29 protein-coding genes, 1 tRNA gene and 1 other RNA gene are annotated in these 25,948 nt (G+C 70.2%); 17 read left to right on the top strand and 14 right to left on the bottom strand.

Going from position 1 to position 25,948, the window contains the following annotated elements; translation table 11 throughout:
• The first annotated feature begins 80 nt into the window (after window positions 1–80).
• Window positions 81–1,550, top strand: a complete 1,470-nt coding sequence (hemL, locus tag CYJ26_RS06825) for a glutamate-1-semialdehyde 2,1-aminomutase (protein ID WP_034236002.1) — start codon at window positions 81–83, stop codon at window positions 1,548–1,550.
• Between the two features lie 177 nt (window positions 1,551–1,727).
• Window positions 1,728–1,979 (top strand): PspC domain-containing protein, encoded by a 252-nt coding sequence (locus CYJ26_RS06820; protein ID WP_006547959.1) that lies wholly within the window; start codon window positions 1,728–1,730, stop codon window positions 1,977–1,979.
• A gap of 20 nt (window positions 1,980–1,999) precedes the next feature.
• Here CYJ26_RS06820 and CYJ26_RS06815 read toward each other — a convergent pair whose 3' ends face one another.
• From CYJ26_RS06815 to trxA, 3 genes are all read right to left on the bottom strand, one after another.
• Window positions 2,000–2,857, bottom strand: coding sequence for a macro domain-containing protein (locus CYJ26_RS06815; protein WP_101638176.1), 858 nt, complete (start codon window positions 2,855–2,857; stop codon window positions 2,000–2,002).
• A 39-nt stretch (window positions 2,858–2,896) separates the two neighbouring features.
• Complete coding sequence (locus CYJ26_RS06810; RefSeq protein ID WP_024035976.1) at window positions 2,897–3,388, bottom strand: Dps family protein; 492 nt, start codon at window positions 3,386–3,388, stop codon at window positions 2,897–2,899.
• A gap of 96 nt (window positions 3,389–3,484) precedes the next feature.
• A complete protein-coding gene (gene trxA / locus CYJ26_RS06805; RefSeq protein ID WP_006547956.1) occupies window positions 3,485–3,865 on the bottom strand; it encodes a thioredoxin in 381 nt (126 codons plus the stop codon).
• 16 nt (window positions 3,866–3,881) lie between these two features.
• Between trxA and CYJ26_RS10840 the strand changes: the two genes are divergently transcribed.
• The 5 genes from CYJ26_RS10840 (at window position 3,882) to CYJ26_RS06785 (ending at window position 7,042) form a co-directional block, all read left to right on the top strand.
• A complete protein-coding gene (locus CYJ26_RS10840) occupies window positions 3,882–4,058 on the top strand; it encodes a hypothetical protein (protein ID WP_219619542.1) in 177 nt (58 codons plus the stop codon).
• A 25-nt stretch (window positions 4,059–4,083) separates the two neighbouring features.
• Window positions 4,084–5,151, top strand: coding sequence for an acyltransferase family protein (locus tag CYJ26_RS06800; RefSeq protein WP_101638175.1), 1,068 nt, complete (start codon window positions 4,084–4,086; stop codon window positions 5,149–5,151).
• 51 nt (window positions 5,152–5,202) lie between these two features.
• On the top strand, window positions 5,203–5,625 hold the full coding sequence (locus CYJ26_RS06795; RefSeq protein WP_048685195.1) for an acyltransferase family protein: 423 nt from the start codon (window positions 5,203–5,205) through the stop codon (window positions 5,623–5,625).
• Between the two features lie 14 nt (window positions 5,626–5,639).
• Complete coding sequence (locus CYJ26_RS06790; protein ID WP_034236007.1) at window positions 5,640–6,023, top strand: DUF418 domain-containing protein; 384 nt, start codon at window positions 5,640–5,642, stop codon at window positions 6,021–6,023.
• 98 nt (window positions 6,024–6,121) lie between these two features.
• Window positions 6,122–7,042, top strand: a complete 921-nt coding sequence (locus CYJ26_RS06785) for a trypsin-like serine protease (protein ID WP_101638174.1) — start codon at window positions 6,122–6,124, stop codon at window positions 7,040–7,042.
• Between the two features lie 133 nt (window positions 7,043–7,175).
• On the opposite strand, the gene CYJ26_RS06780 is transcribed toward CYJ26_RS06785, so the two are convergent.
• Complete coding sequence (locus CYJ26_RS06780) at window positions 7,176–8,285, bottom strand: aspartate-semialdehyde dehydrogenase (protein ID WP_006547950.1); 1,110 nt, start codon at window positions 8,283–8,285, stop codon at window positions 7,176–7,178.
• 9 nt (window positions 8,286–8,294) lie between these two features.
• Window positions 8,295–9,830, bottom strand: coding sequence for an aspartate kinase (locus tag CYJ26_RS06775; RefSeq protein ID WP_034236008.1), 1,536 nt, complete (start codon window positions 9,828–9,830; stop codon window positions 8,295–8,297).
• Window positions 9,831–10,240: 410 nt separating this feature from the next.
• Here CYJ26_RS06775 and CYJ26_RS06770 point away from each other — a divergent pair, with 410 nt between their 5' ends.
• Window positions 10,241–11,887, top strand: a complete 1,647-nt coding sequence (locus CYJ26_RS06770) for an ABC-F family ATP-binding cassette domain-containing protein (protein WP_101638173.1) — start codon at window positions 10,241–10,243, stop codon at window positions 11,885–11,887.
• Between the two features lie 181 nt (window positions 11,888–12,068).
• Here CYJ26_RS06770 and recR read toward each other — a convergent pair whose 3' ends face one another.
• From recR to ffs, 3 genes are all read right to left on the bottom strand, one after another.
• Window positions 12,069–12,674 carry a recombination mediator RecR gene (gene recR / locus CYJ26_RS06765; protein WP_006547946.1) on the bottom strand — a complete coding sequence of 202 codons (606 nt, stop codon included), beginning with the start codon at window positions 12,672–12,674 and terminating at the stop codon, window positions 12,069–12,071.
• A 1-nt stretch (window position 12,675) separates the two neighbouring features.
• A complete protein-coding gene (locus CYJ26_RS06760; RefSeq protein ID WP_101638172.1) occupies window positions 12,676–15,441 on the bottom strand; it encodes a DNA polymerase III subunit gamma and tau in 2,766 nt (921 codons plus the stop codon).
• 67 nt (window positions 15,442–15,508) lie between these two features.
• Window positions 15,509–15,603: signal recognition particle sRNA small type (gene ffs, locus CYJ26_RS06755), an RNA gene on the bottom strand.
• A gap of 183 nt (window positions 15,604–15,786) precedes the next feature.
• On the opposite strand from ffs, the gene CYJ26_RS06750 reads away from it, so the two are divergent.
• The 5 genes from CYJ26_RS06750 to CYJ26_RS06730 all read left to right on the top strand — a co-directional run bounded on the left by CYJ26_RS06750 (window position 15,787) and on the right by CYJ26_RS06730 (window position 18,493).
• Window positions 15,787–15,874: transfer RNA gene (locus CYJ26_RS06750), tRNA-Ser, on the top strand.
• 152 nt (window positions 15,875–16,026) lie between these two features.
• On the top strand, window positions 16,027–16,686 hold the full coding sequence (locus tag CYJ26_RS10735; RefSeq protein ID WP_006547931.1) for a hypothetical protein: 660 nt from the start codon (window positions 16,027–16,029) through the stop codon (window positions 16,684–16,686).
• Between the two features lie 54 nt (window positions 16,687–16,740).
• Window positions 16,741–17,355 carry a septum formation family protein gene (locus tag CYJ26_RS06740; RefSeq protein ID WP_101638171.1) on the top strand — a complete coding sequence of 205 codons (615 nt, stop codon included), beginning with the start codon at window positions 16,741–16,743 and terminating at the stop codon, window positions 17,353–17,355.
• A 107-nt stretch (window positions 17,356–17,462) separates the two neighbouring features.
• Window positions 17,463–17,801 carry a hypothetical protein gene (locus CYJ26_RS06735; RefSeq protein WP_006547929.1) on the top strand — a complete coding sequence of 113 codons (339 nt, stop codon included), beginning with the start codon at window positions 17,463–17,465 and terminating at the stop codon, window positions 17,799–17,801.
• A 56-nt stretch (window positions 17,802–17,857) separates the two neighbouring features.
• A complete protein-coding gene (locus CYJ26_RS06730) occupies window positions 17,858–18,493 on the top strand; it encodes a LytR C-terminal domain-containing protein (protein ID WP_101638170.1) in 636 nt (211 codons plus the stop codon).
• A gap of 121 nt (window positions 18,494–18,614) precedes the next feature.
• On the opposite strand, the gene CYJ26_RS06725 is transcribed toward CYJ26_RS06730, so the two are convergent.
• A complete protein-coding gene (locus CYJ26_RS06725; protein WP_101638169.1) occupies window positions 18,615–20,015 on the bottom strand; it encodes a uracil-xanthine permease family protein in 1,401 nt (466 codons plus the stop codon).
• 176 nt (window positions 20,016–20,191) lie between these two features.
• Here CYJ26_RS06725 and CYJ26_RS06720 point away from each other — a divergent pair, with 176 nt between their 5' ends.
• The 3 genes from CYJ26_RS06720 (at window position 20,192) to CYJ26_RS06710 (ending at window position 22,322) form a co-directional block, all read left to right on the top strand.
• Window positions 20,192–20,599 (top strand): DUF4190 domain-containing protein, encoded by a 408-nt coding sequence (locus tag CYJ26_RS06720; protein ID WP_244902039.1) that lies wholly within the window; start codon window positions 20,192–20,194, stop codon window positions 20,597–20,599.
• Window positions 20,600–20,669: 70 nt separating this feature from the next.
• Complete coding sequence (locus CYJ26_RS06715; RefSeq protein ID WP_006547925.1) at window positions 20,670–21,410, top strand: glutamine amidotransferase-related protein; 741 nt, start codon at window positions 20,670–20,672, stop codon at window positions 21,408–21,410.
• 36 nt (window positions 21,411–21,446) lie between these two features.
• On the top strand, window positions 21,447–22,322 hold the full coding sequence (locus CYJ26_RS06710) for a Sir2 family NAD-dependent protein deacetylase (RefSeq protein ID WP_006547924.1): 876 nt from the start codon (window positions 21,447–21,449) through the stop codon (window positions 22,320–22,322).
• A 45-nt stretch (window positions 22,323–22,367) separates the two neighbouring features.
• On the opposite strand, the gene CYJ26_RS06705 is transcribed toward CYJ26_RS06710, so the two are convergent.
• From CYJ26_RS06705 to CYJ26_RS06690, 5 genes are all read right to left on the bottom strand, one after another.
• Window positions 22,368–23,051, bottom strand: a complete 684-nt coding sequence (locus CYJ26_RS06705) for an SDR family oxidoreductase (RefSeq protein ID WP_006547923.1) — start codon at window positions 23,049–23,051, stop codon at window positions 22,368–22,370.
• Window positions 23,052–23,150: 99 nt separating this feature from the next.
• Window positions 23,151–23,567: a type 1 glutamine amidotransferase family protein gene (locus tag CYJ26_RS06700; protein WP_006547922.1), complete on the bottom strand. Its 417-nt coding sequence runs from the start codon at window positions 23,565–23,567 to the stop codon at window positions 23,151–23,153.
• A 9-nt stretch (window positions 23,568–23,576) separates the two neighbouring features.
• Entirely contained in the window at window positions 23,577–23,732 is a 156-nt protein-coding gene (locus CYJ26_RS11050) for a type 1 glutamine amidotransferase family protein (protein WP_231550179.1), read from the bottom strand.
• 59 nt (window positions 23,733–23,791) lie between these two features.
• A complete protein-coding gene (locus CYJ26_RS06695; protein ID WP_006547920.1) occupies window positions 23,792–24,643 on the bottom strand; it encodes a phosphorylase family protein in 852 nt (283 codons plus the stop codon).
• 194 nt (window positions 24,644–24,837) lie between these two features.
• Window positions 24,838–25,383: a MurR/RpiR family transcriptional regulator gene (locus CYJ26_RS06690; protein WP_006547919.1), complete on the bottom strand. Its 546-nt coding sequence runs from the start codon at window positions 25,381–25,383 to the stop codon at window positions 24,838–24,840.
• On the opposite strand from CYJ26_RS06690, the gene CYJ26_RS06685 reads away from it, so the two are divergent.
• Window positions 25,372–25,890 carry a lyase family protein gene (locus tag CYJ26_RS06685; protein WP_006547918.1) on the top strand — a complete coding sequence of 173 codons (519 nt, stop codon included), beginning with the start codon at window positions 25,372–25,374 and terminating at the stop codon, window positions 25,888–25,890. The genes CYJ26_RS06690 and CYJ26_RS06685 overlap by 12 nt on opposite strands.
• Window positions 25,891–25,948 lie beyond the last annotated feature (58 nt).

The following is a 25,948-nucleotide window of genomic DNA, read 5'->3' as shown; positions in this document are numbered from 1 at the left end:
GGCGAGCAGCGCAGACAGCGCGTCCACCGCCGTCGTCCCTTATCCCACCGACTCCTGCCACCAAACGGAAGGTCCCGACCATGACCACCAACCAGCAGCTCTTCGACGACGCCCGCGCCCTCATCCCCGGCGGCGTGGACTCCCCTGTGCGCGCCTTCGGCTCCGTGGGCGGGGCGCCGGTCTTCATTGACCACGCGGCCGGCGCGCGGGTCACCAGCGCCGAGGGACGCGAGTACGTCGACCTCGTGGGCTCGTGGGGACCGGCGCTGCTGGGGCACTCCCACCCGGCCGTCGTGGCCGCGGTACAGGAGGCTGCGGCCAAGGGGCTGTCCTTCGGGGCTCCCACCGAGACTGAGACCCTGCTGGCGCGCGAGGTGCGAGGCCGCGTGCCAGCAGCCGAGCGAGTGCGCTTCGTGTCCACCGGGACCGAGGCCACGATGACCGCCATCCGGCTGGCGCGTGGGTTCACCGGGCGCGACCTCGTGGTCAAGTTCGCCGGTTGCTACCACGGGCACTCCGACGGCCTGCTGTCAGCCGCGGGCTCCGGTGTGGCCACGGGTGGGCTGCCCGGCAGCGCTGGCGTGCCGGCCGCTATCGCTTCCCAGACGATCGTGCTGCCCTATAACGACGTCGATGCGCTGCGCGAGTGCTTCGCCGCGCGCGGGGAAGAGATCGCCGCCGTCATCACCGAGCCGGCGCCGGCGAATATGGGCATCGTGCCGCCTGCCCCTGGCTTCAACGCCGCGATCCGGGAGGTGAGCGCAGCCCACGGCGCGCTCATGATCGCTGACGAGGTCCTCTCCGGCTTCCGCGTGGGACCGGCCGGCATGTGGGGCCTGGAAGCCCTGGACGGGTGGGCTGACGCCGGGGCGAGCGGGAGGCTCGCGACCCCAGCCTGGCCGGCGCCCGAGGACGCGGCCGGCCGCAGCGACGCCGGTCCTGCGGCCGTGGCGCCGTCGTCGGCCAGCACGTGGGGCGAGGACTGGCGTGAGCGCGCGGCGTGGGTGCCGGACCTGCTGACCTTCGGCAAGGTCGTGGGCGGCGGGATGCCGCTGGCGGCGGTGGCCGGGCGCGCTGAGGTCATGGAGATGCTGGCGCCCCTGGGGCCGGTGTACCAGGCGGGGACGTTGTCCGGTAACCCGCTGGCCACCGCCGCAGGCCTGCTCACGCTCCAGCTGGCCAACGACGCCGTCTACGCCACGGTGGCGCGCCGTTCCCAGCAGATCGGGGAGGTCATCAGCCAGGCGCTCTCCGCTGAGGGCGTGGCGCACCGGGTCCAGCGCTCGGGATCCCTGTTCTCCGTCATGTTCGGGACCGAGGCGGCCGAGCACGGTGTGCGGGACTATGACCAGGCGCGCGCTCAGGAGACCTTCCGTTTCGCCCCCTTCTTCCACGCCTTCCTGGAGGCCGGCGTGGCGCTGCCGCCGAGCGTCTTCGAGGCCTACTTCGTCTCCGCCGCCCACGGCGAGGCCGAGCTGGAGCGGATTGCTGAGGCTGCGCCGTCGGCCGCCCGCGCTGCGGCCCAGGCCAAGGCGCCGGCGCAGGAGTAGCGGCTCCGACCCCCTACTCCTCCACCGACCACGTGCGCCACGTCCGACCATCGCATTCGCGCACATACCGTGGTCGGTGGCGGATCGGGTGGTCGGTGGACACATAGGTGGTCGGCCAGGGCTCAATCAGGGCAGGCCCTGATATCGGGGCTGCGTGGCAGAGCCCAGACTGGAGCCATGACACAGCAGTACCCCTCCTCCGCCGCGACCGCCGCCCCCAGCTTCTCCGAGCGCCTCGAGAGCTGGCGGACCCACCTCCCCCACCGTTCCCGTCGCCGCCTCATCGGCGGAGTGTGCGGGGGCCTGGCCGAGGCATGGGGCGTGGCCCCCACCGTGGTCCGCCTGGGGGCTCTCCTGGCCGCGCTCCTGCCCGGGCCGATGTGGGTCGCCTACGCCGCCGCCTGGGTCCTCATGCCCGAGGCCGACTGACCGCGCCGAGGCCCGCTGCCTCACAGCGTGGCGAGAGCGGCCTCGTAGGCCCGGACGTCAACCTCAGCGAAGGCGCAGATGACGATCCTCAGCGTCGAGTCCGGGTGCCGGTCCAGCCATCGGCCGATCGTGTCAAGGACCAGCGGCGCCGCCTCCTGCTTGGGGTAGCCAAAGACCCCGGTGGACACCGAGCACAGGCCGACGCTGTCGAGCCCGGCGCCCTCGGCCGCGTCCAGGACGCTGCGGTAGCACGAGGCGAGCAGGTCGCGGTGCTCCTGGGTCACTCCGTGGGTGACGATCGGCCCGACGGTGTGGATCACGTGGGCAGCCGGCAGGTGGTAACCGCCAGTGACCAGCGCGCGCCCGGTCTCCTCGGGGCGGCCCTCGCGAGAGTCCATGTAGCGCGCGCACTCCGCCCGCAGCCCAGGGCCGGCCGCCGCGTGCAGGACGTTGTCGATGCAGCGGTGGCCGGGCACGAAGCACCCGAGCATCGCCGAGTTCGCGGCGTTGACGACGCCGCCCGCACGCAGCGTCGTCAGGTCGCCTCTCCACAGGGCCACCTGGGTCCCGAGCCGGCCGGAGACGCCGTGCGTCGCCACCAGGGTCCGCACGGTGAGCGCGTCAGGACTGCCTGCTGAGGCCACTCGCTCACGGCTGCGCGCAGCCAGGAAGTCATCGAGCTCGCGGGCGACGGCGTCGTCAATCGGGGCAGGAGCGCGCACGGTGAGCAGCGCGTCCAGATAGGCGCGCATCGAGCGCGGCGTCATCCGCGCCAGCTGGGCGTCACTGGGCTGGGTGACGAGATCGCCCGCCGTGACCTGCTGCGCGAAGTAGCGCGTGAGGCGGGTCAGGCGGGCGAGCTCGTCAGCTGGGGTCATAGGACCAGACTAGGCAGTGCGCCAGGTCTGGGCACGCACTCACTCAGCGGCGTAGTTCTGGGAGGCGAGGAACCAGGCCTGCTGCTCCAGCTTGAGGGCGATGTCCTCGATGATGCCCGAGGACATCGGGTCAGTCTCGTCGACGACCTTGTGGATCTCACGCAGGGTGGTCACGGTCGCGTTGATCGCCGAGACGGCGTAGTCGACGGCGTCGGAAACGATGACGAGCTCGGCCGGAGCGGCCGGAAGGCTGGAGTCAGCCACCGCGGCGGGTCGGCCGTCCGGGACCGCGTTGAGGGCGCGCATGCGCTCGGCGATCTCGTCGGAGGCCTCACGGGCGATGTCAACGACGACGTCGAGGTTGAGGTGGATGGAGCGGAAGCCCTGGCCCACGACGTTCCAGTGGACCTGCTTGCCGACGAGGCTGAGGGCGGTGACGTCGGTCAGGGCGCGCTGGAAGGCTTCACGCAGCTCAGGGGTGGCCGTGAAGGTGGGCAGGACAGCGGGGGCAGTGACGTTCTTGGTACTCATGGCTCCTACTTTACATCAGCGTCAATCAAAAATACAGGAGTTGATAACTGTCTCTTAGAAGGTGGGATCCTCTCCCAGCCCCCCTCGGCCGGGCGCTCAGCCCTCAGCCTGCTCGCCAGCCTGCTGAGCGGCGATCTTGGCCTTGACCTCATCCATATCGAGCTCCCGCGCCTGAGTGATCAGCGCGTCCAGAGCCTTCGCGGGCAGGGCGCCGGCCTCACGGTAGATCAGGACGTCGTCACGGAAGACCATGAGGGTCGGGATCGAGGTGATACCCAGCGCTCCAGCCAGCGCCTGCTCAGCCTCGGTGTCCACCTTGGCGAAGGTCAGGTCCGGGTTGGCCTCGGAAGCCTTGTCGAAGATCGGGCCAAACTGGCGGCAGGGACCGCACCAGGAGGCCCAGAAGTCGACCAGGGTGATGCCCTCGCCGCGGACCGTCTCGTTGAACTGCTCGCCGGTGATGTTGATCGTGGCCATGGTGGCTCCTTAGGTCGTGAACGGCACCGCGACAGGCGATGCCCGGCTGCTGCCAACACCCACGCTAACCGATAGCACCGCCTATGTATTCCTCCCTCTCAATCAGTCTTCACTCATGGAAATGACCCTCCGCCACGACAACCTGGTCCAGGCCGTCCAGGACGCGATGTGGCAGCCGGTCTATCCGGGCTGAGCACCGAGCTGACAGACTGCAGCCCATGCCGGACCCGCAGCAGCCCACCCTCCCCTCCACGCCCGCGCGCCAGCGAGTCATCGGGCTCGACGTCGCCCGCGCCCTCGCGCTGATCGGGATGGTCAGCGCCCACCTCCTGGCGACGGGAGGCCCTGCCCTCACGGTGACGGACGGCTTTCCCTCTGCCCTGTTCGCCGTCCTGGCCGGGATCTCTCTCGCTCTCATGTCCGATCGCGGCGTGAGGGTGGGAGGGGCGGCGCTGGCCACGAGCCGTCACAGCCTCCTGGTGCGCGGCCTCGTCCTCATCCTCCTTCACCAGGTACTGACGGCGGTCAACGGCCCGATTCAGGTGGTGCTGGAGGCCTTCGGCATGGCCTACCTGGCCATGGCCTGGATGCCGCGGTGGCGCACCCGGACGCTGTGGCTCGCCCTGGCGGTGCTGGCGCTGGCCTCCGGCACCATCCACGCCGTCATCCTCACCTTCTACCCGCCGGTGCCCGCGGTCCTGGACTACCCCTACCCGCTGCTGGGCTGGATGACCTACATGAGCGTCGGTCTGCTCCTCCACCGGCTGGTCCTGCACTCACCCCGACGCCAGGTGGCGCTCCTGGCGCTGTGCGCGCCGGTGGCCGTGGCCGGGACGCTGGTGCGCGAGCACACCGCGCTCGGCCTGCCATCGCTGCTGGAGACGCAGGGAGGTATCCGCGGTGTCCTCTGCCTCATCGTCGACCCCACCTCCCACTCCGCAGGCCTGGCGGACCTGGTGACGACGACGGCGGGCTCACTGGCCGTCATCTGCCTGTGCCTGCTGCTCTTCCGCCATCAGGCGTGGTGGTCCTTCCCCCTGCAGGCCATGGGCTCGATGTCCCTGACCGTCTACGTCGCACACGTCGCCTCCGCAGGACCCGTCATGGCCCGCTCCACTCTGACCTCCTACCCGCTGCTGGGATGGGCCACGATCGTCCTGGCTCTCGTGCTGCCCACGCTCCTTCGCCTGCGCTGGCGCCGCGGCCCGCTGGAGGAGCTCATGCGGCGCCTGACCCGCATCGCCACCAACCCGGCTCTGCCACCCCGTTCCTTCCATCACAGGTAACGGACAGGTTCTTTACGCTGAGCCAACCTCCGGGCTGACAGCCTCGGCTGCGTGCTACAGAGACAGTCACCTACCTCACCACCGTCCACGCGTCCGAGCGACGCCGCAGCCCGCCAGCCTCAGGTGCTGGGCCACGGGGCCGCGGTGCCCTCACGCCCACGCATCATCGGCCTGGACATCGCTCGGGCCCTGGCGCTGGCAGGGATGGTCAGCGCCCACCTCATCTCGATCGACGGACCGGTCGCGATGCTCACCAGCGGCTTCCCGGCGGGCTTGTTCGCCCTCCTGGCAGGCACCTCGCTGGCGCTGATGTCTGAGCGCGGGGTCGCCCGCGGTGGAACCACCTTGGCCCGCAGCCGCCACAGCCTCATCGTACGCGGCGTCCTGCTCGTGGCCGCGCCCGTCACCGCCACCGGGATCGTCCTGCGTGAGCGCGTCCAGGTGGGTTACCCCCCGGCGAGTCAGCGAGCCTGAGCTCCCTGCTGCCCGTGGCTCTCGGCCCCGGCGCCCACACAGGCGGCCTGGCTGACGTGGTGATGACGACGGCGGGAAGCCTGAGCGTCGTGTGCCTGTGCCTGCTGCTCTTCCGCCACCAGACCTGGTGGTCCTTCCCCCTGCAGGCCATGGGCTCAATGTCCCTGACCGTCTACACCGCCCACATCCTCACCGCCGGGCCCACGCTGTCCGCCCACGGGCTGGGCACCTACCCGGCGCCGGGATACGCCACCGTGGCCTTCGCACTGGTCCTGCCCACGCTCCTTCGCCTGACCTGGAGCCGCGGCCCGCTGGAGGAGCTCATGCGGCGCCTGACCCGCATCGCCACCAACCCCGAGCTCCCACCGCGGCAGGTCAACCACCGCGCGCGCTCGTGACCCTCCCGTCCCGCCAATGCATCCAGGACGCGCACCAGGCTGCACGCCCACCTCGACCTCCCTGGCCCCGACGAGGCCAGAGCATTGAAAGGAACACCATGACCCGTACCCGCACGATGACGGCCACGGCCCTGCTGGCGCTGCTCGCCCTGGCACCGGTCAGCAGCGCCCAAGCGCTGGAGAGCCCTCACATGGCCCCGGACAACGCCGAGTCCGCCACGGTGGTGTCAGAGAAGATCACGGACAAGGGCCAGTTCGGCGACTGCACCGGCACGGCGATCGCGCCGCAGTGGGTGCTCACGGCCCGGCACTGCGTCGAAGCGGCCGAGGGTGCCAAGGCCTCGGGCGCGGTGAGGGTCGGCAACGGGGACAACACCCGCGAGATCCCCATCGACCGGTGGGAAGTGGCTCCCGGAGGGGACGTGGCTCTCATGCACACCACCGAGGACATGGGGTTGAGCCACTACGCGGAGATTGACGACCAGGCGTGCTACTCCGGCCAGGCCACCGCCTACGGCTGGTCGCCGTCAGGCAGCGGCAAGGGCAAGCAGCTGCCGGTCGCCAACGCGACGATCACCGGCAAGAGCCAGTACAACCTCTATGAGGGCACGCCCGGCATCAAGGCCCAGATGGAGGAGGGCGCAGCGATCCAGGGAGGCGACTCCGGAGGCCCGCTCTTCTACGAGGGCAAGGTCACCGGCGTCGTCACCGCCAGCATCAACCCTGTGGCGGACGCTGCGGCAGGAAAGAGCGGGGACGGAGCGCTGCCTGACAGCGACGTCGACGTCAAGCAGACGCGCGACGCGGTCTACAGCCCTGTCGCCGACCAGAAGGAGTGGATCACCAAGACGATCTCGGGGCAGGAGTCGGCTTCCACGGCACAGGGTTCGTCCTCCGAGGCATCCTCCTGCACGTCTATCAGCCCCGCCGTGCTCATCGGCGGCGCGGTCGTCGCCGGCCTGGGTGGTGCAGCAGTGACCGGGCTGTTCCTACGGCGCGGACAGCGCGCGGCCCAGTAGCCACCGGTGGGCAGGCACGTGCCACTGAGCCTGCCCGCCGGGTCCGGGCCCGTCGACCCACCAGAGCCCGGACACGGACGCGTCGGGGGCGTGCGCAGTGATGAGACTGCGCACGCCCCCGACTCCTGTCAGATCAGGAACGCGCCTGGCCCAGCTCGGCGGCCACCAGCTCAGCGATCTGGACGGCGTTGAGGGCCGCCCCCTTGCGCAGGTTGTCTCCGACGGCGAACAGCGAGATGCCATGGCCCTCGTCCCACGCCTGGTCCGCGCGCACGCGGCCCACGAAGGTGCCGTCGCGGCCGGCACCCTTGAGGGGGCTCGGCACCTCCTCGTAGGTGACGCCGGGGGCCTGGCGCAGCAGCTCGATGGCGCGCTCGGCGCTGATCTCCCGCTCGAACTCGGCCGAGACGCTTACTCCGTGACCGGAGAAGACCGGGATACGCACGCAGGTGCCGGAGACCTTGAGATCGGGGATCCCAAGGATCTTGCGCGACTCGTTGCGCAGCTTCTGCTCCTCATCGGTCTCCCGCGAGCCGTCGCCGGCGTCGTTGCCCGCCCAGGCGACGGCGTTGAAGGCGATGGTGTCCACGTAGACGCTCGGCTCCGGGAAGGTCACGGCTCGCCCGTCCAGCGCCAGGCCCTCCAGGTCGCCTCCCTGCTCGACGACGGTGCGCACCTGGCCGGCCAGCTCGGCCACGCCTGCGCGTCCCGAGCCGGAGACGGCCTGATAGGTCGAGGCGATGAGGCGCTTGAGTCCGGCCTCGTCGTGCAGGACCTTGAGGGCCGGCATGATGGCCATGGTGGTGCAGTTGGGGTTGGCGATAATGCCCTTGGGGCGCACGCGCGCAGCCTCGGGGTTGACCTCGCTGACCACGAGCGGGACCTGCGGGTCCTTGCGCCATGCGGAGGAGTTGTCCACCACGACGGCGCCGGCGGCGGCGAACCTCGGGGCGTACTCCTTGGAGGCGGCGCCCCCTGCGGAGAAGATGGCGACGTCGATCCCGGCCAGGTCCGCCGTCGCCACGTCCTCGACCTGGACACGGGCTCCGCGGAACTCCACCACCTGCCCGGCTGAACGAGCCGAGGAGAAGAAGCGAACCGAGCGGGCCGGGAAGTCACGCTCGTCCAGCATGGCGCGCATGACGCGCCCGACCTGACCGGTGGCGCCAACGACCGCGACGCACACGCCGTCGGCCGGGCCGACGTACTCGTTGACGACCTCAGACACTGTCTGCGAGCTCATGGGGTTACCTCACCTTCCGGTTCCGCCGTAGACAACCGCCTCGGCGGTCGACGCATCGAGGCCGAAGGCAGAGTGGACAGCGCGCACGGCCTCGTCGAGCACGGAGTCGTCGACCACGACCGAGATACGGATCTCGGAGGTGGAGATCATGTGGATGTTGACCCCGGCCTCGCTCAGCGCGCTAAAGAGCTTGGCCGAGACCCCCGGGTGAGAGCGCATGCCGGCGCCCACGAGGGAGAGCTTGCCGATGTCAGGGTTGAAGTGCAGGGAGCGGAAGCCGAGCTCCCCCTGAGCGGCCTCCAGGGCAGCGCGAGCGTCCGCCGAGTCGCCGTCGGGGCAGGTGAAGGAGATGTTCGTCAGGCCCGTGCCCTCGGCGGAGACGTCCTGGACGATCATGTCGATATTGGCGTCCGTACCCGCGACGATGGCGAAGATCCTGGCGGCGGCGCCGGGAACGTCCGGCACGCCCACGAGTGTGATCTTGTCCTGGCTGCGGTCGTGGGCGATACCGGAGATGACGGGAGCTTCCACGTTGTCCTCCTTTGCGGACGGGCGGGGGCGGGCCTTGGCGCGGGTCTGGATGGCGCGAGAGTGGGCGGCGCCGACGTTCGAGGCGTCCGGCGCGGGCGTGCCGGCGGGGGCGACGACGCGCCCGAGGACGCCGTCGAGGCGGGCGGTGGGCGCCGGAGCGTCAGCGCCGTCGTCGGCTGAGTCGGGCTGTGCGTGCGGTGCGGGCTGCGCGGCCTCGGTGTCCGCCTCGACGACGGCGTTGAGGCGCTCGGCCACGGCCGGCGGGATAAAGCCACCCTCGCGGCGGCCGTCATAGATCCAGGTGCCGGTCTTGTCTGAGAAGGACGAGCGCACGTGGATCGGTACGCCGAAGCGGCGGGCGTACTCCACCGCGCGCAGGTGGAGGATCTTGGCGCCGTTGGCCGCCATCTCCAGCGTCTCTTCGCTGGTGATGGACTCAATGCGCCGGGCCGTGGGGACGATCCGGGGGTCGGCGGTGAACAGGCCGTCGACGTCAGTGTAGATCTCGCACACGTCAGCGTTGAGGGCGGCTGCCAGGGCGACGGCGGTGGTGTCCGAGCCGCCACGGCCGAGCGTGGTGACGTCCTCGACCTCGTTGATGCCCTGGAAACCGGCGACGATGGCGACGGCGCCCATCTGGATGGCGCGGGCCACGCGCTCGGGCAGAACTCCCACGATCGAGGCCTTGCCGTACTTGGAGTCCGTCAGCACGCCGGCCTGGGCGCCGGTGTAGGCACGGGCCGGCACGCCCAGCTCACCCACGGCCATGGCCAGCAGCGCCATGGAGATGCGCTCGCCGGCAGACAGGAGAATGTCCATCTCACGAGCGGGTGCCTCAGTGGTCAGGGCGTCGGCCATGTCGAGCAGGTCGTCGGTCGTGTCACCCATGGCGGAGACCACGACGACGACCGTGTTGCCGGCGTTACGCGTGGCGACGATGCGCCGGGCGACGCGTCGCATCGCCTCGACGTCACTGACTGACGAGCCGCCGTACTTCTGCACGACCAGTGCCATGTGCTACTCCCGTGGTTCCACCGCCGACACACCGTGGCCGCGCTCGTGACAGGCGGCCTCGCAGGTCTCGCAGATCGCTCAGTGCGGGCAGCCCACCTCAGCGTGGCTGCAGGTCAGCATACGGCGTGTCCAGGAAGTGGGCCGCCCCAGTCCTCCATGCTGAGACAGTCAACCTGGCAACGACGTTCAGATCACAGATACTCCTAGGACCGCTCCTGCTAGCCTGCGTGCCATGGAGCTGATTGAGGTCGACAGAGCGTAACCGCGCCGCTCGCTGCTGAGCCTGCGCACCCGCCTGTCTACGAGCCCACCTCTCACCCACCCCCTGGCGAGCCTGGCCTCATGACGCCCTTGCGCCGTCATCCTTGCCGGCCACGCCCGCTGTGGGGCCCGCACAGAAAGCACCTGTCATGCCACAGCATCCTTCTCACCCGCGCTCTCACGCCCCGTTCGCCGGCCCTGCATCCTCACGCGCTGCCGTCACCCTTGACGCCCTCACCTTCGCCTGGCCCGACGGCGAGACCGCGCTGTCCGCCGTCTCCGGCACCTTCCCCGTGGGCCGCTCCGGCCTCATTGGTCGCAACGGCTCAGGCAAGTCCACCCTCCTGCGACTGATTGCCGGAGAGCTGGCGCCCACCTCGGGGCGGGTGGGCACCGAGGGAGAGGTCGCCTACCTGCCCCAGACCCTCACCCTGGAGCAGGAGACCACGATCGCTGACCTGCTCGGCATCGCACCGGTGCTCGCCGCGATCCGCGCCGTGGAGGCCGGGGATGCCAGCACCGAGCACTTCGAGGCCATCGGCGAGGACTGGGACATCGAGGCCCGCGCAGACCAGGCCCTCAGCCTCATCGGGTTCTCAGCCGCTGACCTCGGCCGCCGCGTCGCCACGCTCAGCGGCGGGGAGGCCATGCTCGTAGCCATCACCGGCCTGCGCCTGCGCGGCGCCGAGGTCACGCTCCTGGACGAGCCGACCAACAACCTGGACCGCCCCACCCGCCAGCGCGTGGCTGAGATGGTGGACTCCTGGCCGGGCACGCTCGTCGTTGTCAGCCACGACCTAGAGCTGCTGGAGCATATGGAGCACACCGTCGAGCTCTACGACGGCGAGCTGACTACCTTTGGCGGGCCCTACTCGGCCTGGAAGGAGCACCACGAGGCCGAGCAGGCGGCGGCCCAGCAGGCCGCCCGCAACGCCAAGCAGGCCCTCAAGGTGGAGAAACGCCAACGAGTGGAGACCGAAACCAAGCTCGCACGCCGTGCCCGCACCGCCAGGAAGGCGGCGCGCGACGGCGGGGTAGCCCGGATCGTGGCCGGGAACCTGCAGCGCAACGCCCAGGTCTCCGCGGCCGGGCTGCGCTCCACCATGGACTCCAAGGTGGCTGCCGCCCATGCCGCTCTGGACGCGGCCGACGCCCGGGTGCGCGACGAGGAGGCGATCCACCTGGAGCTGCCTGAGCTTGAGCTGCCCCGCGGCAGGCGGCTGCTGGAGATCTGCGCCGAGGAAGGCGACGTCGTCATCCAGGGACCTGAGCGCGTGGCGCTGACTGGGCCGAACGGGTCAGGAAAGACCGCCCTGCTACGCCAGCTCCTGTCTGGCGAGCAGGCTGCCTCGGGACGCCCACACGGTCGCCTGCTCACCGAGAAGGTGGGCTACCTTCCCCAGCGCCTGGACAACCTGGAGCGGTCGGCCAGCGTCATGGACAACGTCCGGACCGTCGCGCCCGGCACACCGTCAGGCACGATCCGCAACCGGCTGGCTCGGTTGCTGCTGCGTGGCGACGCCGTCGACCGCCCGGTGTCCACCCTCTCGGGCGGTGAGCGCTTCCGCGCGTGCCTGGCCATGCTCCTCCTGGCCGACCCACCCGCTGATCTGCTCATCCTGGACGAGCCGACGAACAACCTCGACATCGCCAGCGTTGAGCAGCTGGTCCAGGCGCTCGCCGCCTATCGCGGGGCGCTGCTGGTGGTCAGCCACGACGAGGTCTTCCTCAGCCGGCTCGGGATCCAGACCCGTCTGGAGCTGGACGGACGCGGCCGCCTGCACCGCCGGCACTGAGGCGGGCCGCCCTCGGGCCTGCGCCTACCAACACCGGCGCAGGCCCGAGGCCGCTCCGCGCCCGGATCGGGCTCGTGGAGCCCTGGCACAGGTCAGCCACGAGGCCAGTGCCTCCTTCTCCCGAGCGGTCGATGTCCAGTTCACCGGCAGGCTGCCCGCCGGCACCTGCACCGAGAGAACCTCAGCCCTCGACCCGGCGGCGACCCTCGAAGGCTCGCCCGAGGGTGACCTCGTCGGCGTACTCCAGGTCGCTGCCCACCGGCAGGCCCGAGGCCAGCCGTGAGACCGGGACCTCCATGGTGCGCAGCATACGGGTGAGGTAGGCGGCGGTCGCTTCTCCCACGACGTCGGGGTCGGTGGCGAGGATGACTTCCTCAACATCTCCTCCCAGCCGCGCCAAGAGCTCTCGCACGCGCAGGTCATCTGGACCAACACCGTTGATCGGGTCGATCGCACCACCGAGCACGTGGTAAAGGCCGCGGTACTCCCGCGTGCGCTCAATGGCGACGACGTCCTTGGGCTCCTCGACCACGCAGATGACCCGCTGGTCCCGACGAGGGTCGCGGCAGATCGCGCACTGCTCGGACTCGGCGATGTTGCCGCAGGTCTCGCAGAAGCGCACCCGCGCCTTGACGGCCCGTAGGGCCTCGATGAGGCGCTCGACGCTGGAGGAGTCGGCAGACAGGACGTGGAAGGCCAGACGCTGGGCGGACTTGGGGCCGATGCCAGGAAGCTGGCCGAACTCGTCAATGAGGTCCTGGACGGCTCCTTCGTAGACCGCTGGCATCTCAGTACTCCTCCGGGTTCACGATGATCTCCTCCAGGACAGTGGCGCCCAGCAGGCGCTTGACGACCTCCAGGCCAACCACCCCGGCCTCCTCGGCGTCCTCGTCATCCTCACTGGGGACGTCATCCTCCAGGGAGACCGTCCGTAGCTCGGCCGATCCTGGGGGCGGAGCCTCTCCCCGCGCGGCGGCCCGCGCGGCCGCCATGGCAGCAGACACTGAGGCGGAGGAACCGCGCGAGGCCCGTCCGGTGCCCCACGCCTCCCCTGGCCCGTCCGGGTCACCCGGTTCCTCAGGCAGCGGGACGCCGTCGGAGAAGGTTGGTGTGGCAGGACTGACGGCCCCTGCGGGCTGCGCGCCGGCCGAGGGTGCGGCAGGCGCTTGATCACTCGGTCCGAGCGACGACGAGGCCCCGCCGGGAATCTCCGGCAGGGCATGAAGGCGGTGGACGGTGGCGAGACGAGGTTCCTCCTCCGTCTGCTCCTCTGGTGGTGAGGATCCTGCCGGGCGGGAGGAGCCTGGGTCCGCTACCGGGTGCGGGGAGGAGACCGTCGCGGGCGTCACCTTCTCGCGAGCCGGATCCCCCGGGGCAGCGACCGCGGTCCGCGGAGTCTGCGGGGACTGAGGCAACAGGTGGTCAGGTCCAGGCTCCGCGGCTCGTGTGGTCTCCGCCGTCTCCTGGGGGCGCGGCGGCTGAGACGCCACGGGTGACTCACTCTGTGAGGAGGCAGGTGGTGAGGAAGTAGAGGAAGCGGGTGGGGCGTCCTCATGGCGCGCTCGCCCGATCGGCGCCACCTCTCCCCATCCCACGGGCTCCGGCTCTGCGGGAGCCTGTGCTGGTGAGGGCGCCGCCTGGGCGCTCGGGACGCTGCGAGCCGGTCCCGCCGGCGCCGCGCCGCCACCGTGTGTGCCAGGAGCGGGCGCGCTCGGGCCGCTCGGGCCGTCTCCACCGGAGGGACCGGAGGGACCTGCGGACGGCCCGTCCGGGCCGACGAGGACCGCGTGAACCTCAACCTGCAGCCCCAAGGCCTGGTGAATCGCCTCAGCCAGGACCTGGGCATGACCGCCGTTCTCAAAGGCGTTGACAAGTCCGGGCGCCGTGAAGAGCACCTGGAAGACGCCACGTGCGAGCGCCCCTGGCTGAGCGTGCTGCTCCACCAGCGCCCAGGTGGCGCGGCGCGTGCGCTTGGCCGAGTCCAGGACCTCCGCCCACCGGGTGCGGATCATCTCTGCCTCAGCAGCCTCGGGAACCGAGGAACGTGGCGCGGAGGAGGAAGCCGGTGCTACGGACGCTGCCACCGGGGCACTCGCTACTGCCGGCGCACTAGGGGCCGCCGGCGCACTAGGGGTCCCCAGCGCAGCGGAAGCGGGTGCCGGTGACGCGGGTGACGCGGAGGGAGGGGCCTCCTGCGGCCCTTGCGCAGCGGCGCCGCCGGGCGCGCCTGCGGGACGGGTCTGCGGCGTGCCAGTCTCCTGGGCGTGCACCGCGGCGGCCTGTCGGGCGAGCTGGGCGGCCAGGGCGCGCCCCTGGCCCGCCGTGGCCTCCTGCGAGGGGACCGGGCCTGTCGGCGCCGAGGCTCCCGGGGCGGAGGATCCCGGGGCTGGGCGGGCAGGAGCGGCAGGCCGCGCAGCCGCTGCGGAGGCCGCGGGCTGCGGAGACTGAACCTGCTGCGAGGGCACGAGCAGACGTGCCATGAGCAGCTCCAGCTGCAGGCGGGGAGAGGTGGCGCCCACCATCTGGGTCAGCGCCTGCGCCGTCATGTCCGCGTAGCGTGACAACGCTCCTGAGCCCAGGGTGCGAGCCTGGACCTCCATACGCTCCAGCTCGTCTGCTGGCAGGGAGCCGAGCGCCGGTCCTGCCTCAGCCCCGGCCAGGGCGATCACCAGAAGGTCTCTCAGGCGCTGGAGCAGGTCCTCGACGAAGCGACGGGGATCGTGACCGGAGGCGATCACTCGGTCCACCACCCGGAAGACTCCGGCGCCATCGGCCCCGGCGATCGCGTCCACGCACTGATCGAGCATGGTGGTGTCCGTGTAGCCCAGCAGGGCGACGGCACGCTGGTAGTCCACCTCGCCGTCGACCGCACCGCCGATGAGCTGATCCATGACGGACAGCGTGTCTCGCACGCTTCCACCGCCAGCGCGGGTGACCAGAGGGAAGACCCCAGGGCCCACCTGCACGCCCTCAGCCTGGCACAGGTGCGCCAGATACCCATCCAGGATGTCCGGCGGCACGAGCCGGAAGGGGTAGTGGTGGGTCCGCGAGCGGATGGTGCCGATGACCTTCTCAGGCTCAGTGGTGGCGAAGATGAACTTCACGTGAGCCGGCGGCTCCTCCACCAGCTTGAGCAGGGCGTTGAAGCCCTGCGGGGTGACCATGTGCGCCTCGTCGAGGATGAAGATCTTGAAGCGGTCACGCGCCGGGGCGAAGGAGGCACGCTCACGCAGGTCACGAGCGTCGTCAACACCGTTGTGGCTGGCGGCGTCGATCTCCACGACGTCCAGGCTTCCGGGGCCACCGGTGGCCAGGTCCCGGCATGAGGGACAGATGCCGCACGGGGTGTCCGTGGGGAACTGCTCGCAGTTCAGGCAGCGAGCCAGGATGCGGGCCGAGGTGGTCTTGCCGCAGCCACGCGGACCGGAGAAGAGGTAGGCATGCGTGACGCGGTCCGCACGCAATGCCGCCATGAGCGGGGCAGTCACGTGCTCCTGCCCGATGACGTCCTGGAAGGTGTCTGGGCGGTAGCGGCGATACAGAGCGGTGGTCACGGTCCGACTCTAAACGGGACCACCGACACGATGCGACGCTCTCAGAGATCGAGCACCGCCACAGAGACGTCAGGACCCCCCGTGCACCCGTCAGAGCCCGCTTACCCTTGCTACCTTCCGGTCCTGGGGGATTCACTGGATGACGCCGCACGAGGGGCCGGAAGACAGTGTACCTGACGCGCGCGACTGCTCATCCCCAGGCCGTGCCCGCCCCTGGCACACATGAGGTCAGCACGCGGTCGTGACCGATGCCACCGTCACGGGCTGGCACCAGCAGGCAGCGTTCCGATATATTCCATTCCCGTTGCACGTACTGTCGCTCCACCGTCAGTACGTGGGACACCTGGAGGATTCGCCTAGTGGCCTATGGCGCACGCTTGGAAAGCGTGTTGGGTGCAAGCCCTCGGGGGTTCGAATCCCCCATCCTCCGCCACCACCTTTCCCCGGAACCGCAACGGTTCCGGGGATCCTTGTTTTCAGCGATCAACACGCGCGATCACCCCCCCCCCCCAGGCCACCACCCACGACTGCGGCCGCCACCCGGACTACCCTGGCCACACCGGACACTTCCCCTCAGGTATGCCCATGAACCACCCCACCTCCTCCCTCCGCTCTCGCGCCCTGAGCCTCCTTCCCCTCCTCCTCTTTGCACCGCTGGCCGCCGGCTGCGCCGCGGACTCCCCGCTCCCCGTCACCGCAACCACCGCCGCCAGCCCGCGCGACACCGCCTCCACCTCCGCGCCCTCGTCCACCCCGTCCGAAACCGCCTCGGCCGCCCCACTGACCAAGGATCAGCCCCTGGCCTCAGCCGCTCCCGCCACCAACCCCAACCTCCCGGCCGGCGCCTACGCCGGGGCCGGCGGTCCCCTCCCGGCCAAGGCGACCCCACTGGTCCCCAACGCCAGCGGAGTCGCCTCCTTCAAGACACCGTCGGGCAACATCGGCTGCGACATCTCCGCCACCTCCGCCGGCTGCGGCGTCATGTCCTACATCACCGACGAGACCTACGGCACCGCGCCCATGACCGGCGACTCGAAGTGGTGGGTCAGCCTGGACGCTCAGGAGATCGGCCTCAAGGGCGACGCCCCCTGGTTCGACTACCCCGGCACACCCACGGCAACCTACGGCGCGCTGGTGTACTTCGGCACCACCGTGTGCGCCAGTGAGGAGGCCGGCCTGACCTGCTGGAATACGACGACGCACCACGGCGCCTTCATCAACCGCGACGCCACCACCTTCTTCTGACCCGGCTGACGGCGTCGTCTTTGTCCGCGCCAGCGTCTTTGACAGGCTTGGCCCATGCGCGCACCTGCTCATACCCTCGCCACTCACGCCGCACTCGTCGCTCTCCTGGCCGCCGGCCTCGGTGCCTGCTCGGGTGGCACAGCGGCCACGGGAAGCACGTCGCCAGCCTCACCTGCCACCACCTCGGCCACCCCCATGGCCGACGACGCAGCCTCACCCAGCGCCTCGACCTCGCCGGATGCTGCCCTCACCTCAGTCCAGGACCTGCAAGCCGGCGACTGCTTCCTGCCCTCCTCCACCGAGCCTCAGACCTCTGCCACTGAGCCAGCCAGTCCTCAGCCCCAGGACTCCAGCGCCCCCGCCCAGGTGCCCAGCCAGATCGACCTCGTCACCGTGGTGACCTGCTCCCAACCGCACCTCTACGAGGTCCTCAGCGTCACCAGGCTGAGCGAGGCGGCTCTGCCCGAGCTCTCCGCGCTGCGCGAGCAGGCTAGCGTCGCCTGCCAGGAGGCCGTCTCCCCGTACCTGGAGAACCAGACCGAGCACCCCACCTACCGGGCCCAGTTCCTCTCCCCCACCCAGACCTCATGGAAGGCCGGGGACCGCACCCTCCTGTGCCTGCTGACCTCCTCAGACTCCACCGAGCTGACCGCAGCGGCCACGCGCTGAGGCTGGCCACCTGACTGCCGGCTGCGTCGTCGTCATCCCTGCCCCGGACCCGGCCGGCTCGTGGAGGGTCCCACCCGGGTGCCACAGCCGGCCGCTAGCATGACCCCGTGATCTTCAAGGCCGTCGGCGACCGCGCCCCTTATCCCGCCCATGGGGTCGAGGCGCAGCGCGACTGGTCCGTCATCGCCCCTCGGCAGATCCGCCTGGACCAGCTCATCACCACGCGCTCGACCCTCGATCTGCGCAACCTCCTCGACGACGACTCGACCTTCTACGGAGACCTGTTCGCCCACGTCGTGGCCTACCAGGGTGAGCTGTACCTGGAGACCGGCCTGCACCGCGCCCTGCGTGCCGCCCTGCAGGGACGCACCGTCCTCCACGCACGGGTGCTGGAGCTGGACAACGAGGGGCGCGCCCTCCTTGCCCCGCCGCCGCCGGCGGCCTGACGGCGCAAGACCAAGGGATCCTGACCCTCGCACACCAACTCGGTTACTGTGGGCGGGTGAGCACTCCCCTAGACCCGCGCGCTGAGTACCGCCGTCGTCTCCAGCACCGCCAGACGATGGTCATCGGAGGAATCCTGGCCACCATGGTGGTCCTGACCCTGGTGTGCCTGCTGCTGTGGACCGGGATCGTGCCAGCCCCCTACGAGCCTGGGTTCTCCAGCGCCAAGGACGAGGCGACCCCCGTGATCCAGCCTTGCCCGCCCGCGGACGCGGCGACTGTTGAGGTCACGTCCATCCCCGTCAACGTCTACAACGGCACAGACACCACAGGACTGGCCGGGGACGTCACCCAGACCCTGACGGAGTCAGGCCTGACCGTGACGGCGACGGCGGACTGGCCCCGTGGCTCTTACGACGGCAACGTCCTGATCACCACATCTCAGGCCGGACTCACCAACGCCTACACCCTCGCCCGAGCCTTCACCGGCACCGTCAACGTCACCATCGACGAGACCGCCGACGCCTCTGACCCGACCGTCAGCGTCGTGCTCGGCGCGGAGTACAAGCAGTCCATCCTCTCTACCGCCGAGATTGGCCAGCTCAAGGCCGGCGAGCCGATCTCGGCCCCGAAAGGCTGCGTTGCCGTGACGGCGGCCCCGACCGAGCAGGCCAGCCAGGCACCGGCGAACTGAGGCAGCGCTTCATCCACGAGTGCGTTCCGAGGTCATTGGGGCGTGCCTCCCAGGTCCCGGGAGGCACGCCCCAATCAGTGATGCACGGTGGCATGCCTGAAGGCACGTCCGAAAGCCGCGCTCAGCCCTTCTTGCGGGCGCGCGCCGCGTAGGCAGGGCCGTCCAGCTCAGTGCCGGCCGGCGCCGAGGCGGGCGAGGCCTGCTCCAGGTTGGTCCCGCGTACCTTCGAGACCCAGCGCATGGCGTGGTAGATCGCGATCGCAGCCACCGAGCCCATGGCGATACCGGTGAAGGTCATCTCGCCCCAGTGCCAGGTGTAGTCGGCGATCGCCACCACCATGGCCACGGCAGCGGTGTTGAGGTTGACCGGGTCAGAGAAATCCACACGGTTCTGCACCCAGATGCGCACTCCCAGCATGCCGATCATGCCGTACAGGATCGTGGCGGCACCGCCGAGGACACCCGCGGGGATGGTAGCGATGATGACGCCGAACTTCGGCAGCATGGACAGTCCCAGCGCCGTGATCGCCGCGACCACGTAGGCGGCCGTGGAGTAGACGCGGGTGGCGGCCATGACGCCGATGTTCTCGGCGTAGGTGGTGGTACCCGAACCTCCGCCGCTGCCGGCCAGCATCGTGGACAGACCGTCAGCGAACAGGGCCCGGCCCGTCACGTCATCGAGGTTCTCCCCCGTCATCGCGGAGACGGACTTGACGTGACCGATGTTCTCCGCGACGAGCACGAGCACCACCGGAACGAACAGGCCCAGCAGGCTCAGGTCGAAGGCCGGGGCCCGGAAGGTGGGGGCACCGATCCAGTCGGCCGAGGCGATGGCGGAGAAGTCCACCTCATCGCGCACGCAGGCGGTGGCGTAGCCGATGAGCACACCGATGAGGATCGCCAGGCGTCCGATGATGCCCTTGAACAGCACGGTGATGAGAAGGATCGCCACGATCGTCACCAGGGCGGTCACGGGCGCGGTCTTGACGTTGTTCCACGCCGAGGGCGCCAGGTTGAAGCCGATGAGGGAGACGATGGCGCCCGTGACGATCGGAGGCATGAGCCGGTCGATCCAGCCTGCTCCGGCAAAGTGGACGATCAGGCCCACCACCACCAGGACGGCACCGGCGCTGATGACCCCACCCTGGGCAAGCGAGGCCAGGTGAGGGTCGATCGCCTCGCCGCCGCCGGCCACGTAGCCGGTGACGGCGCCGATGGGAGCGATGAGAGCGAAGGAGGACCCCAGGTAGCTGGGCAGACGCCCCGCCGTGATCCCGAGGAAGAGGAGGGTTCCCACGCCGGTGAAGAACAGCGTGGTCGAGGGCTCGAAGCCGGTGAGCAGGGGAACGAGGAAGGTCGCACCGAACATGGCGACCACGTGCTGGACGCCGATACCGATGGTGCGGGGCCAGGTCAGGCGCTCAGCCGGAGAGACGACCTCACCGGGAGCGATCGAACGGCCGTCGCCGTGAAGGCACCAGCCGCGCGTGAGCGCGGGGCGGTCTGAGGAGGAGGTGGGCACAGGTGCTCCTGTCGCGAATGGGAGGGGACGGGTGGCAGCGCGCGAGCTGGCTCCCGCGCCACGCGTCAGGACCCGGCAGAGCCCTGCCGGGGCTCCAGTCTAGACGCCCCGACGTTTCAGGCTCGTACACGCCCTATGCCCACGACGCCCCACAGGTCATAGGGCATGATGGAGGCGTGACGACGCCCCACTCGCCCTCGACCACCGCCGGCACGACCGCCACAGGCCCTCGTCCTGGCCTGGCACAGACCGGAGCGGGCGCGGGGACGGCGTCCTACCCCCGAGCCGAGGCGCGCCGCCCCTTCCCCGGTACTGAGCAGCTGCGGCCCGCGGAGGTCTTCGCCGGCCCTGGCTACCAGGCACCTCGAGCCCGCACCAGCCCCCTGGCGGTCACCGCCCTCGTCCTGGCCCTGCTCTCCTTCGTCCCGGCCCTCGGGCTCATCGCGGCCGCGATCGGGGCGCTGGCGCTGTCGACCATGCGTCACCGCTACGAGACTGGCCAGTCCCTGGCCTGGTTCGCGATCATCGTCGGGCTGGCCTCCTGCGTAGCCTGGCTCGCCCTCATGCTCCTGGTCTCCGCGTAAGCCTCCTCGCTGCGCCGCCCGGTGGGTGGGACGCAGCCGCGCCTCAGCCCCGGGGCCTTACAGTGGACCTGTGAAGCCCTTCATCATGGTGTCGACGCGTCCGGAGATCGAGGCTGCCGAGCAGGAGTACGAGTCCTTCCTCCTGCAGGGCGGCCTGGAGCGTGACCAGCTTCAGCACGTGCACCTAGAGGAGGTCGACTTCCTCGGCTCCTTCCAGGCCGGCGACGTCTCCGGCGTGCTCATTGGCGGCAGCCCTTACGACCTGTCCACCGCGGAGGCTTCCAAGACCCGCACCCAGGTGCGTGTGGAGGAGCAGGTTCGCGAGCTGCTGGCGGTTGCCCTCAGGGAAGGCGTGCCCGTCCTCGCCACCGGCTTCGGGCTGGAGGTGCTGGCCGGCTACCTCGGCACACCCACCTCGCGCCGCTACGCCGAGGACCTGGGCGCCACGGACATCTTCCTCACCGCCGAGGGGCGCGCGGACCCCCTGCTGGAGGGGATGCCCCAGACCTTTACCGCCTTCGTCGGGCACCACGAGGGCGCGGCCGCAGTGCCTGAGCACGCCACGCTCCTGGCCAGCTCGGCAGACTGCCCGGTCCACATGATTCGGGTGGGACGCAACGTCTACGGCACCCAGTTCAACCCCGAGCTCGACGTCGAGCGCTTCCTGCAGCGCGTGTCCATCTACGCCGACGCCGGCTACGGCGACCCGGGCCTCATTGACGACGTCCTGACCGAGGCTCGCGCAAGCGTGGACGAGCACCAGGCCGGCCGCGTCATCCGCCGCTTCGTGGAGTACTTCGCCCAGGACTGACCGGGCAGGACAAGAAAGAATCGGAGGAGACCGGCGATGGAACCGGCGCACCACAGCCAGCCGGAGGAGACGACGCCGCAGCCCGACCAGGTGGCCGAGGCCGGCGAGGCGGTGGCCGCGCTTATGGCGGGCCGACGCACGCTCGCCGTCACCGGGGCCGGCATGTCCACCGACGCCGGGATCCCCGACTACCGCGGCCTGGGAACCACACCGGTCGAGCCGGTCGACTTCCAGCAGTTCGTCTCCGATCCGGTGTGGTACCGCTGGGTGTGGGCGTGCAACCACGCCACCTGGCAGCTCCTGGAACCGCTTCGCCCCACGCCGGGGCACCGGGCCCTGGCGCGGCTGGAGGAGGCCGGCTACCTCACCGGCGTCGCCACCCAGAACGTCGACCGCCTGCACTCGCGCGCGGGACAGTCCACCGTCTGGGAGCTTCACGGCGCCTACGACCGCGTCGTGTGCCTGGAGTGCGGACGGGTGCTCACGCGCGCCGAGGTCGATCAGCGTCTGAGCGCCCTCAACCCCGACTACCCGCGCCAGAGCGACCCGGCGCGGGTGGCGATCACCCCGGAGGCTGATCGCGCGGCGGCCGAGGCCTGCAGCTTTCAGACGGTTACCTGCTCGAAGTGCTCCGGCCTGCTCAAGCCGGACATCGTGTTCTTCGGCGAGTCCCTGCCGCCAGCGATGGAAAAGGCGATGCAGGCCGCGGGTGAGTGCGACGTCGTCATCGCTGCGGGCACCAGCCTGGCCGTGCTCACCGGCCTGTGGATCGTGCGCCAGGCCGTGGCCAAGGGCGCCGATCTCGTGGTCATCAACCGCGGGCCCACGGCGGCTGATGAGCTGGCCACGATCCGTGTGGAGGGCGGGACCAGCCAGGTGCTGGCCGCCGTCGCCGATCGCCTGGCGCGTTGAGGAGAAGGTCAGCCGAGCCAGCGCGCCTGACCCACCTTCTCCTTCTCAGGACAGGTCTGCGTAGTCCTGCGGGACCTGGGACAACGCTTGGACGATCGGGGTACGGCCGTCGTGGAAGGGGATGACCTTGCGAATCGTGGCGTCGTCCTCCAGGGCACCGAGGATGACGCGGGCGACGTTCTCGCGCGAGGTCGGCAGGGAGCCGCCATCCTCATCACGTTCCACCGTGATCTCACCGGAGGCCGGCTCGGTGGTCAGCGTGCCGGGACCCAGGATCGTCCAGTCGAGGTCGCTGGCCACCAGGTGGCGGTCGGCGTCAAGCTTGGCCATGGCGTAGGCGCGGAGCGGGTGGTCCGCCGGCACCGGCTCGTGCCCGTAGGAACCCGCCCACGAGACCATGAGGTAGCGACGCACTCCAGCCTGCCGGGCAGCCTCCATCGAGCGGATGGCGGCCTTGCGGTCGACGGCGTCTGTACGCTGCGGACCTCCCTTGCCCCCGGCTCCCGCGGACCAGACGACGGCGTCCGCACCGCCAAGGGCGTTAGCCAGCGCCTCCTGGGTCGCGTCCTCGACGCTGAGCAGCAGCGGACGCGCGCCTGCTGCCTCAACCTCGTCAGCGTGCTCGGGGTTGCGGATCACGGACACGACCTCGTAGCCAGCGTCGCGCAGGAGCGCGGAGGCCGCGAGCGCGACCTTGCCGTGACCACCGATGATGACAACACGGGACATAGCGGAACCTCTCTCACCACAGACCCTTTGCCAGGACAACATGGCGACGCCCGGCGTCATTCCCGGGTGCCTCTTCGTCGACGGCGTGAGGCCAGAGATTCAGCGGCGTAGATCTCCACGAAGTGTGGCGTACAGGTTGTTCTTGATACGCAGCATCTGGATCGGGCAGGCCTGGGAGGTCGCCAGCACCACGGCGCCGGGCGGCGGCACGCTGATGGCGTCGTTATGCGCCACGAAGGCCCGGAAAGGACTGGTCATGCCGGCGCACAAGGGATCTGCCAGCCCCTGCGGCGTCAGCGTGATCTGCGGGGCATCCACCTCCTCGGCGTAGCGAGAGTCGATGACCGCGCCCTGGTGGCGCGCCAGCGTGCCGATGCCGTAGCAGGCGCCGAGGAAGGGAAAGTCCTGCGCCACCAGGCGGTCCAGCAGCGCGTCGAACTCCGCCTCCACGCGCAGCTGGACGGCGGACTTCTCCTCCTGCGGGGTGGTGGTGTTGAAGGGAGAGCCGCCCACCATGATTCCTGACTACTGGTCGAGGTCCAGCTCCGGCATGGGCTCAGCCTCCAAGCGGTGGCGAATGAGCTCACGCTCGCTGAGCCCCGTGCGCGCGAGGAGGGCCTCGTACTCGCCGTCGGCGGGGCCTTCGTCGTCACGCGTGGCCAGCAGGAGGAAAGGCTTCATGAGGCTGGAGCCTCACGGTCCAGGTGGGTAGGAGAAGGGGCGTCCGGGTACTGGGCCGCTCAGCGCAGGGTGGCCAGTACCGTCTCCACCGCTGCGCGCACGACGTCGGGCGCCGGGCGATGCGTCACGGAGGCCTCCTGGCTGGGCGCCGCGGCACGTCGCCCCGGACGGCGAGCGGGAGCCGCCGCGTGTGCCTCGGCCACGTGATCCACATAGGCCAGGCCCGCCACACGCACGCCACGCGCGGCCAGGGCCATCGCCTCAGCCACACCGTCCATGACAACGGCGTCCGCTCCCAGCCCGCTCATCAGCGTCACCTCAGACCTGGACGGGCGCACCGGACCGGGCACAAGCGCTGCCACACCCGCGCCGCGCACGCCGTCGATCCGCGAGACGGCGTTGGTGAGGTCCTCGTCCCAGGAGGCGTCCACGCACTGGGTGGCGGGGAAGAGGGGCGAGCCCGTGAGATTGAGGTGGTCAGCCACCGCCAGGAAGTCACCCAGCGAGGCCTGGCCAAGGCTGGAGGCGCGCGAGACCATGAGCGCGGCACGCACGCCGGCTCCTGCGGCCAGGCGAGCCAGTCCCGTCACCCGTCGCGCGGGCTTGCCCTCGTACAGGCAGGTGCGACCGCGCGCCACGAGCACACCCAGGCCCCCGCGGTCGTGAGAGGTCAGCAGGTCCTCTTGGCCGGGCACCTGAGGAGCGGAGACTCCGGGGAGGAAAGACAGTCGCACGCGGGCGGCAAGACGTCCCCACGCGGCGTCAAGCTCAGCCAGCAGGGCAGGCTCAGCGACCACGAGCAGGTCGTGACGCGGCCGACCCGTGGCCAGGAGGATCGAGGCCGCCGTCGGGTCCTCGTCCCAGGTGCCGGGATGTGCGCCGGCAGTGACGCCAGTGGGCTTGGGCGACACGGCTCCTCCTCGTCGCGTGATCAGTTGCCTCCTGGCTGAGGGTACCCGGCTTAGGCACTCATGCCTTCCCCCTGAGGAAGGAGACGATGATGACGGTGATCGCCCTGAGTGTGTCCGGGAGGAGCTATCACCGTTGTTACCAAGCTCAGAGCGTGCGAGGCCAGCGCCCTGCGCGGAGCGGCTCGCACCCACGTCTATGAGGTGACATAGCTCCCGGCGCGCTCGAAGAACTCCTCGATCCTGCCCGCTCGCTCGTCAGCACCCTCCACCCGCACGCAGATCGCGTCCAGGAGGGCTTCCAGCACGGCCATGAGCGGGACCCGGCTGCGGAACATCGGGCTGGACTGGCTCGTGATCGCCAACAGGTGGTCGACCTCTGCCGTCAGGGGTCCGCCCGGACGGTTGGTCACCATCACCGTGCTCGCGCCCGCCTCGGAGGCAGTCTCGATCAAAGCGGCAACGGGAGCGGGTGAGCGGTCGAACACCGAGACCATGACGACGCTGTCCGAGTCGATCCCGGCAGCAGCGTGAGCCCACACGTCCGGACCGTCCAGAAGGACGACATTGCCCCGTAGGTACCCAAGGAGCGTGGCGAAGTAGCGCATCACTGGACGTCCTGAGGCCACCGCCGCCAGGTGGAGCCGACGGTTCTCATCGGCCAGCAGGTCGGCGACCTTCTCGAACACGGCAGCATCCAAGGAACGGGAAGAGGCCTGAAGGTCGAGGTCATGGACGCCCATGCCTCGGGCTCCTCCGCCATGCCTCAGAAGCGCAACCCCTTCGCCACGATGAAGACGGCCGTCGGAGCGCGTGTGGTCACGGGTGCGACGGCGTCCCTGCTCATGTCACCCCCCGCGGCCCACGAGCGCGACCACCGCCAGCTCGAGATCGAGCGTGACACCCTCCCGCGTGTCCTGGTGACCCTGGGTGGCGCGCAGGCCAAGCTCCTAGGACTTCTCGGCCGCCTCCACGTCAACGAGGAGGCTCTGCGCAAGGGCGCTGAGCTGGAGGGGCCGCTCCTGCTGACCGAGCACGTCCTCATGCAGCTCGCTCCTGCCATCGGCCACGAGAAGGCACACGACGTCCTGCAGGAGTACGTCACGCAGTACCAGCGCACAGGCGTCAGCCTGCGTGAGTACCTGGAGTCACGTCCGGACACCCGCGAGACCGTGGCTGGTATCGACCTGGAGGCCGCCACAGACCCGCGCAGCTACCTGGGCCTAGCTCGTGAGGTTGCCGAGTTCTAGGAGCACCCACCCCCTCAACCGGCTGGGCCGGACAGCAGTGCCTGACACTCGCTGTCCG

The sequence above is a fragment of the Actinomyces urogenitalis genome, assembly GCF_002861525.1.
Lineage (GTDB): Bacteria > Actinomycetota > Actinomycetes > Actinomycetales > Actinomycetaceae > Actinomyces > Actinomyces urogenitalis.
Note: the sequence above shows the minus strand (reverse complement) of the source record. Positions and strands in the feature narration are given on the sequence as shown.

Coding starts and splice junctions, on each gene's coding strand:
- CYJ26_RS10735 (WP_006547931.1), top strand. CDS start 16,027: ATGAACCACCCCACCTCCTCCCTCCGCTCTCGCGCCCTGAGCCTCCTT.
- CYJ26_RS06740 (WP_101638171.1), top strand. CDS start 16,741: ATGCGCGCACCTGCTCATACCCTCGCCACTCACGCCGCACTCGTCGCT.
- CYJ26_RS06800 (WP_101638175.1), top strand. CDS start 4,084: ATGCCGGACCCGCAGCAGCCCACCCTCCCCTCCACGCCCGCGCGCCAG.
- CYJ26_RS06780 (WP_006547950.1), bottom strand. CDS start 8,285: ATGAGCTCGCAGACAGTGTCTGAGGTCGTCAACGAGTACGTCGGCCCG.
- recR (WP_006547946.1), bottom strand. CDS start 12,674: ATGCCAGCGGTCTACGAAGGAGCCGTCCAGGACCTCATTGACGAGTTC.
- CYJ26_RS06700 (WP_006547922.1), bottom strand. CDS start 23,567: ATGGTGGGCGGCTCTCCCTTCAACACCACCACCCCGCAGGAGGAGAAG.
- CYJ26_RS06785 (WP_101638174.1), top strand. CDS start 6,122: ATGACCCGTACCCGCACGATGACGGCCACGGCCCTGCTGGCGCTGCTC.
- CYJ26_RS06775 (WP_034236008.1), bottom strand. CDS start 9,830: ATGGCACTGGTCGTGCAGAAGTACGGCGGCTCGTCAGTCAGTGACGTC.
- CYJ26_RS06810 (WP_024035976.1), bottom strand. CDS start 3,388: ATGAGTACCAAGAACGTCACTGCCCCCGCTGTCCTGCCCACCTTCACG.
- CYJ26_RS06685 (WP_006547918.1), top strand. CDS start 25,372: ATGGACGCCCATGCCTCGGGCTCCTCCGCCATGCCTCAGAAGCGCAAC.
- CYJ26_RS06705 (WP_006547923.1), bottom strand. CDS start 23,051: ATGTCCCGTGTTGTCATCATCGGTGGTCACGGCAAGGTCGCGCTCGCG.
- CYJ26_RS06770 (WP_101638173.1), top strand. CDS start 10,241: ATGCCACAGCATCCTTCTCACCCGCGCTCTCACGCCCCGTTCGCCGGC.
- trxA (WP_006547956.1), bottom strand. CDS start 3,865: ATGGCCACGATCAACATCACCGGCGAGCAGTTCAACGAGACGGTCCGC.
- CYJ26_RS06690 (WP_006547919.1), bottom strand. CDS start 25,383: ATGGGCGTCCATGACCTCGACCTTCAGGCCTCTTCCCGTTCCTTGGAT.
- CYJ26_RS06820 (WP_006547959.1), top strand. CDS start 1,728: ATGACACAGCAGTACCCCTCCTCCGCCGCGACCGCCGCCCCCAGCTTC.
- hemL (WP_034236002.1), top strand. CDS start 81: ATGACCACCAACCAGCAGCTCTTCGACGACGCCCGCGCCCTCATCCCC.
- CYJ26_RS11050 (WP_231550179.1), bottom strand. CDS start 23,732: ATGAAGCCTTTCCTCCTGCTGGCCACGCGTGACGACGAAGGCCCCGCC.
- CYJ26_RS06710 (WP_006547924.1), top strand. CDS start 21,447: ATGGAACCGGCGCACCACAGCCAGCCGGAGGAGACGACGCCGCAGCCC.
- CYJ26_RS06815 (WP_101638176.1), bottom strand. CDS start 2,857: ATGACCCCAGCTGACGAGCTCGCCCGCCTGACCCGCCTCACGCGCTAC.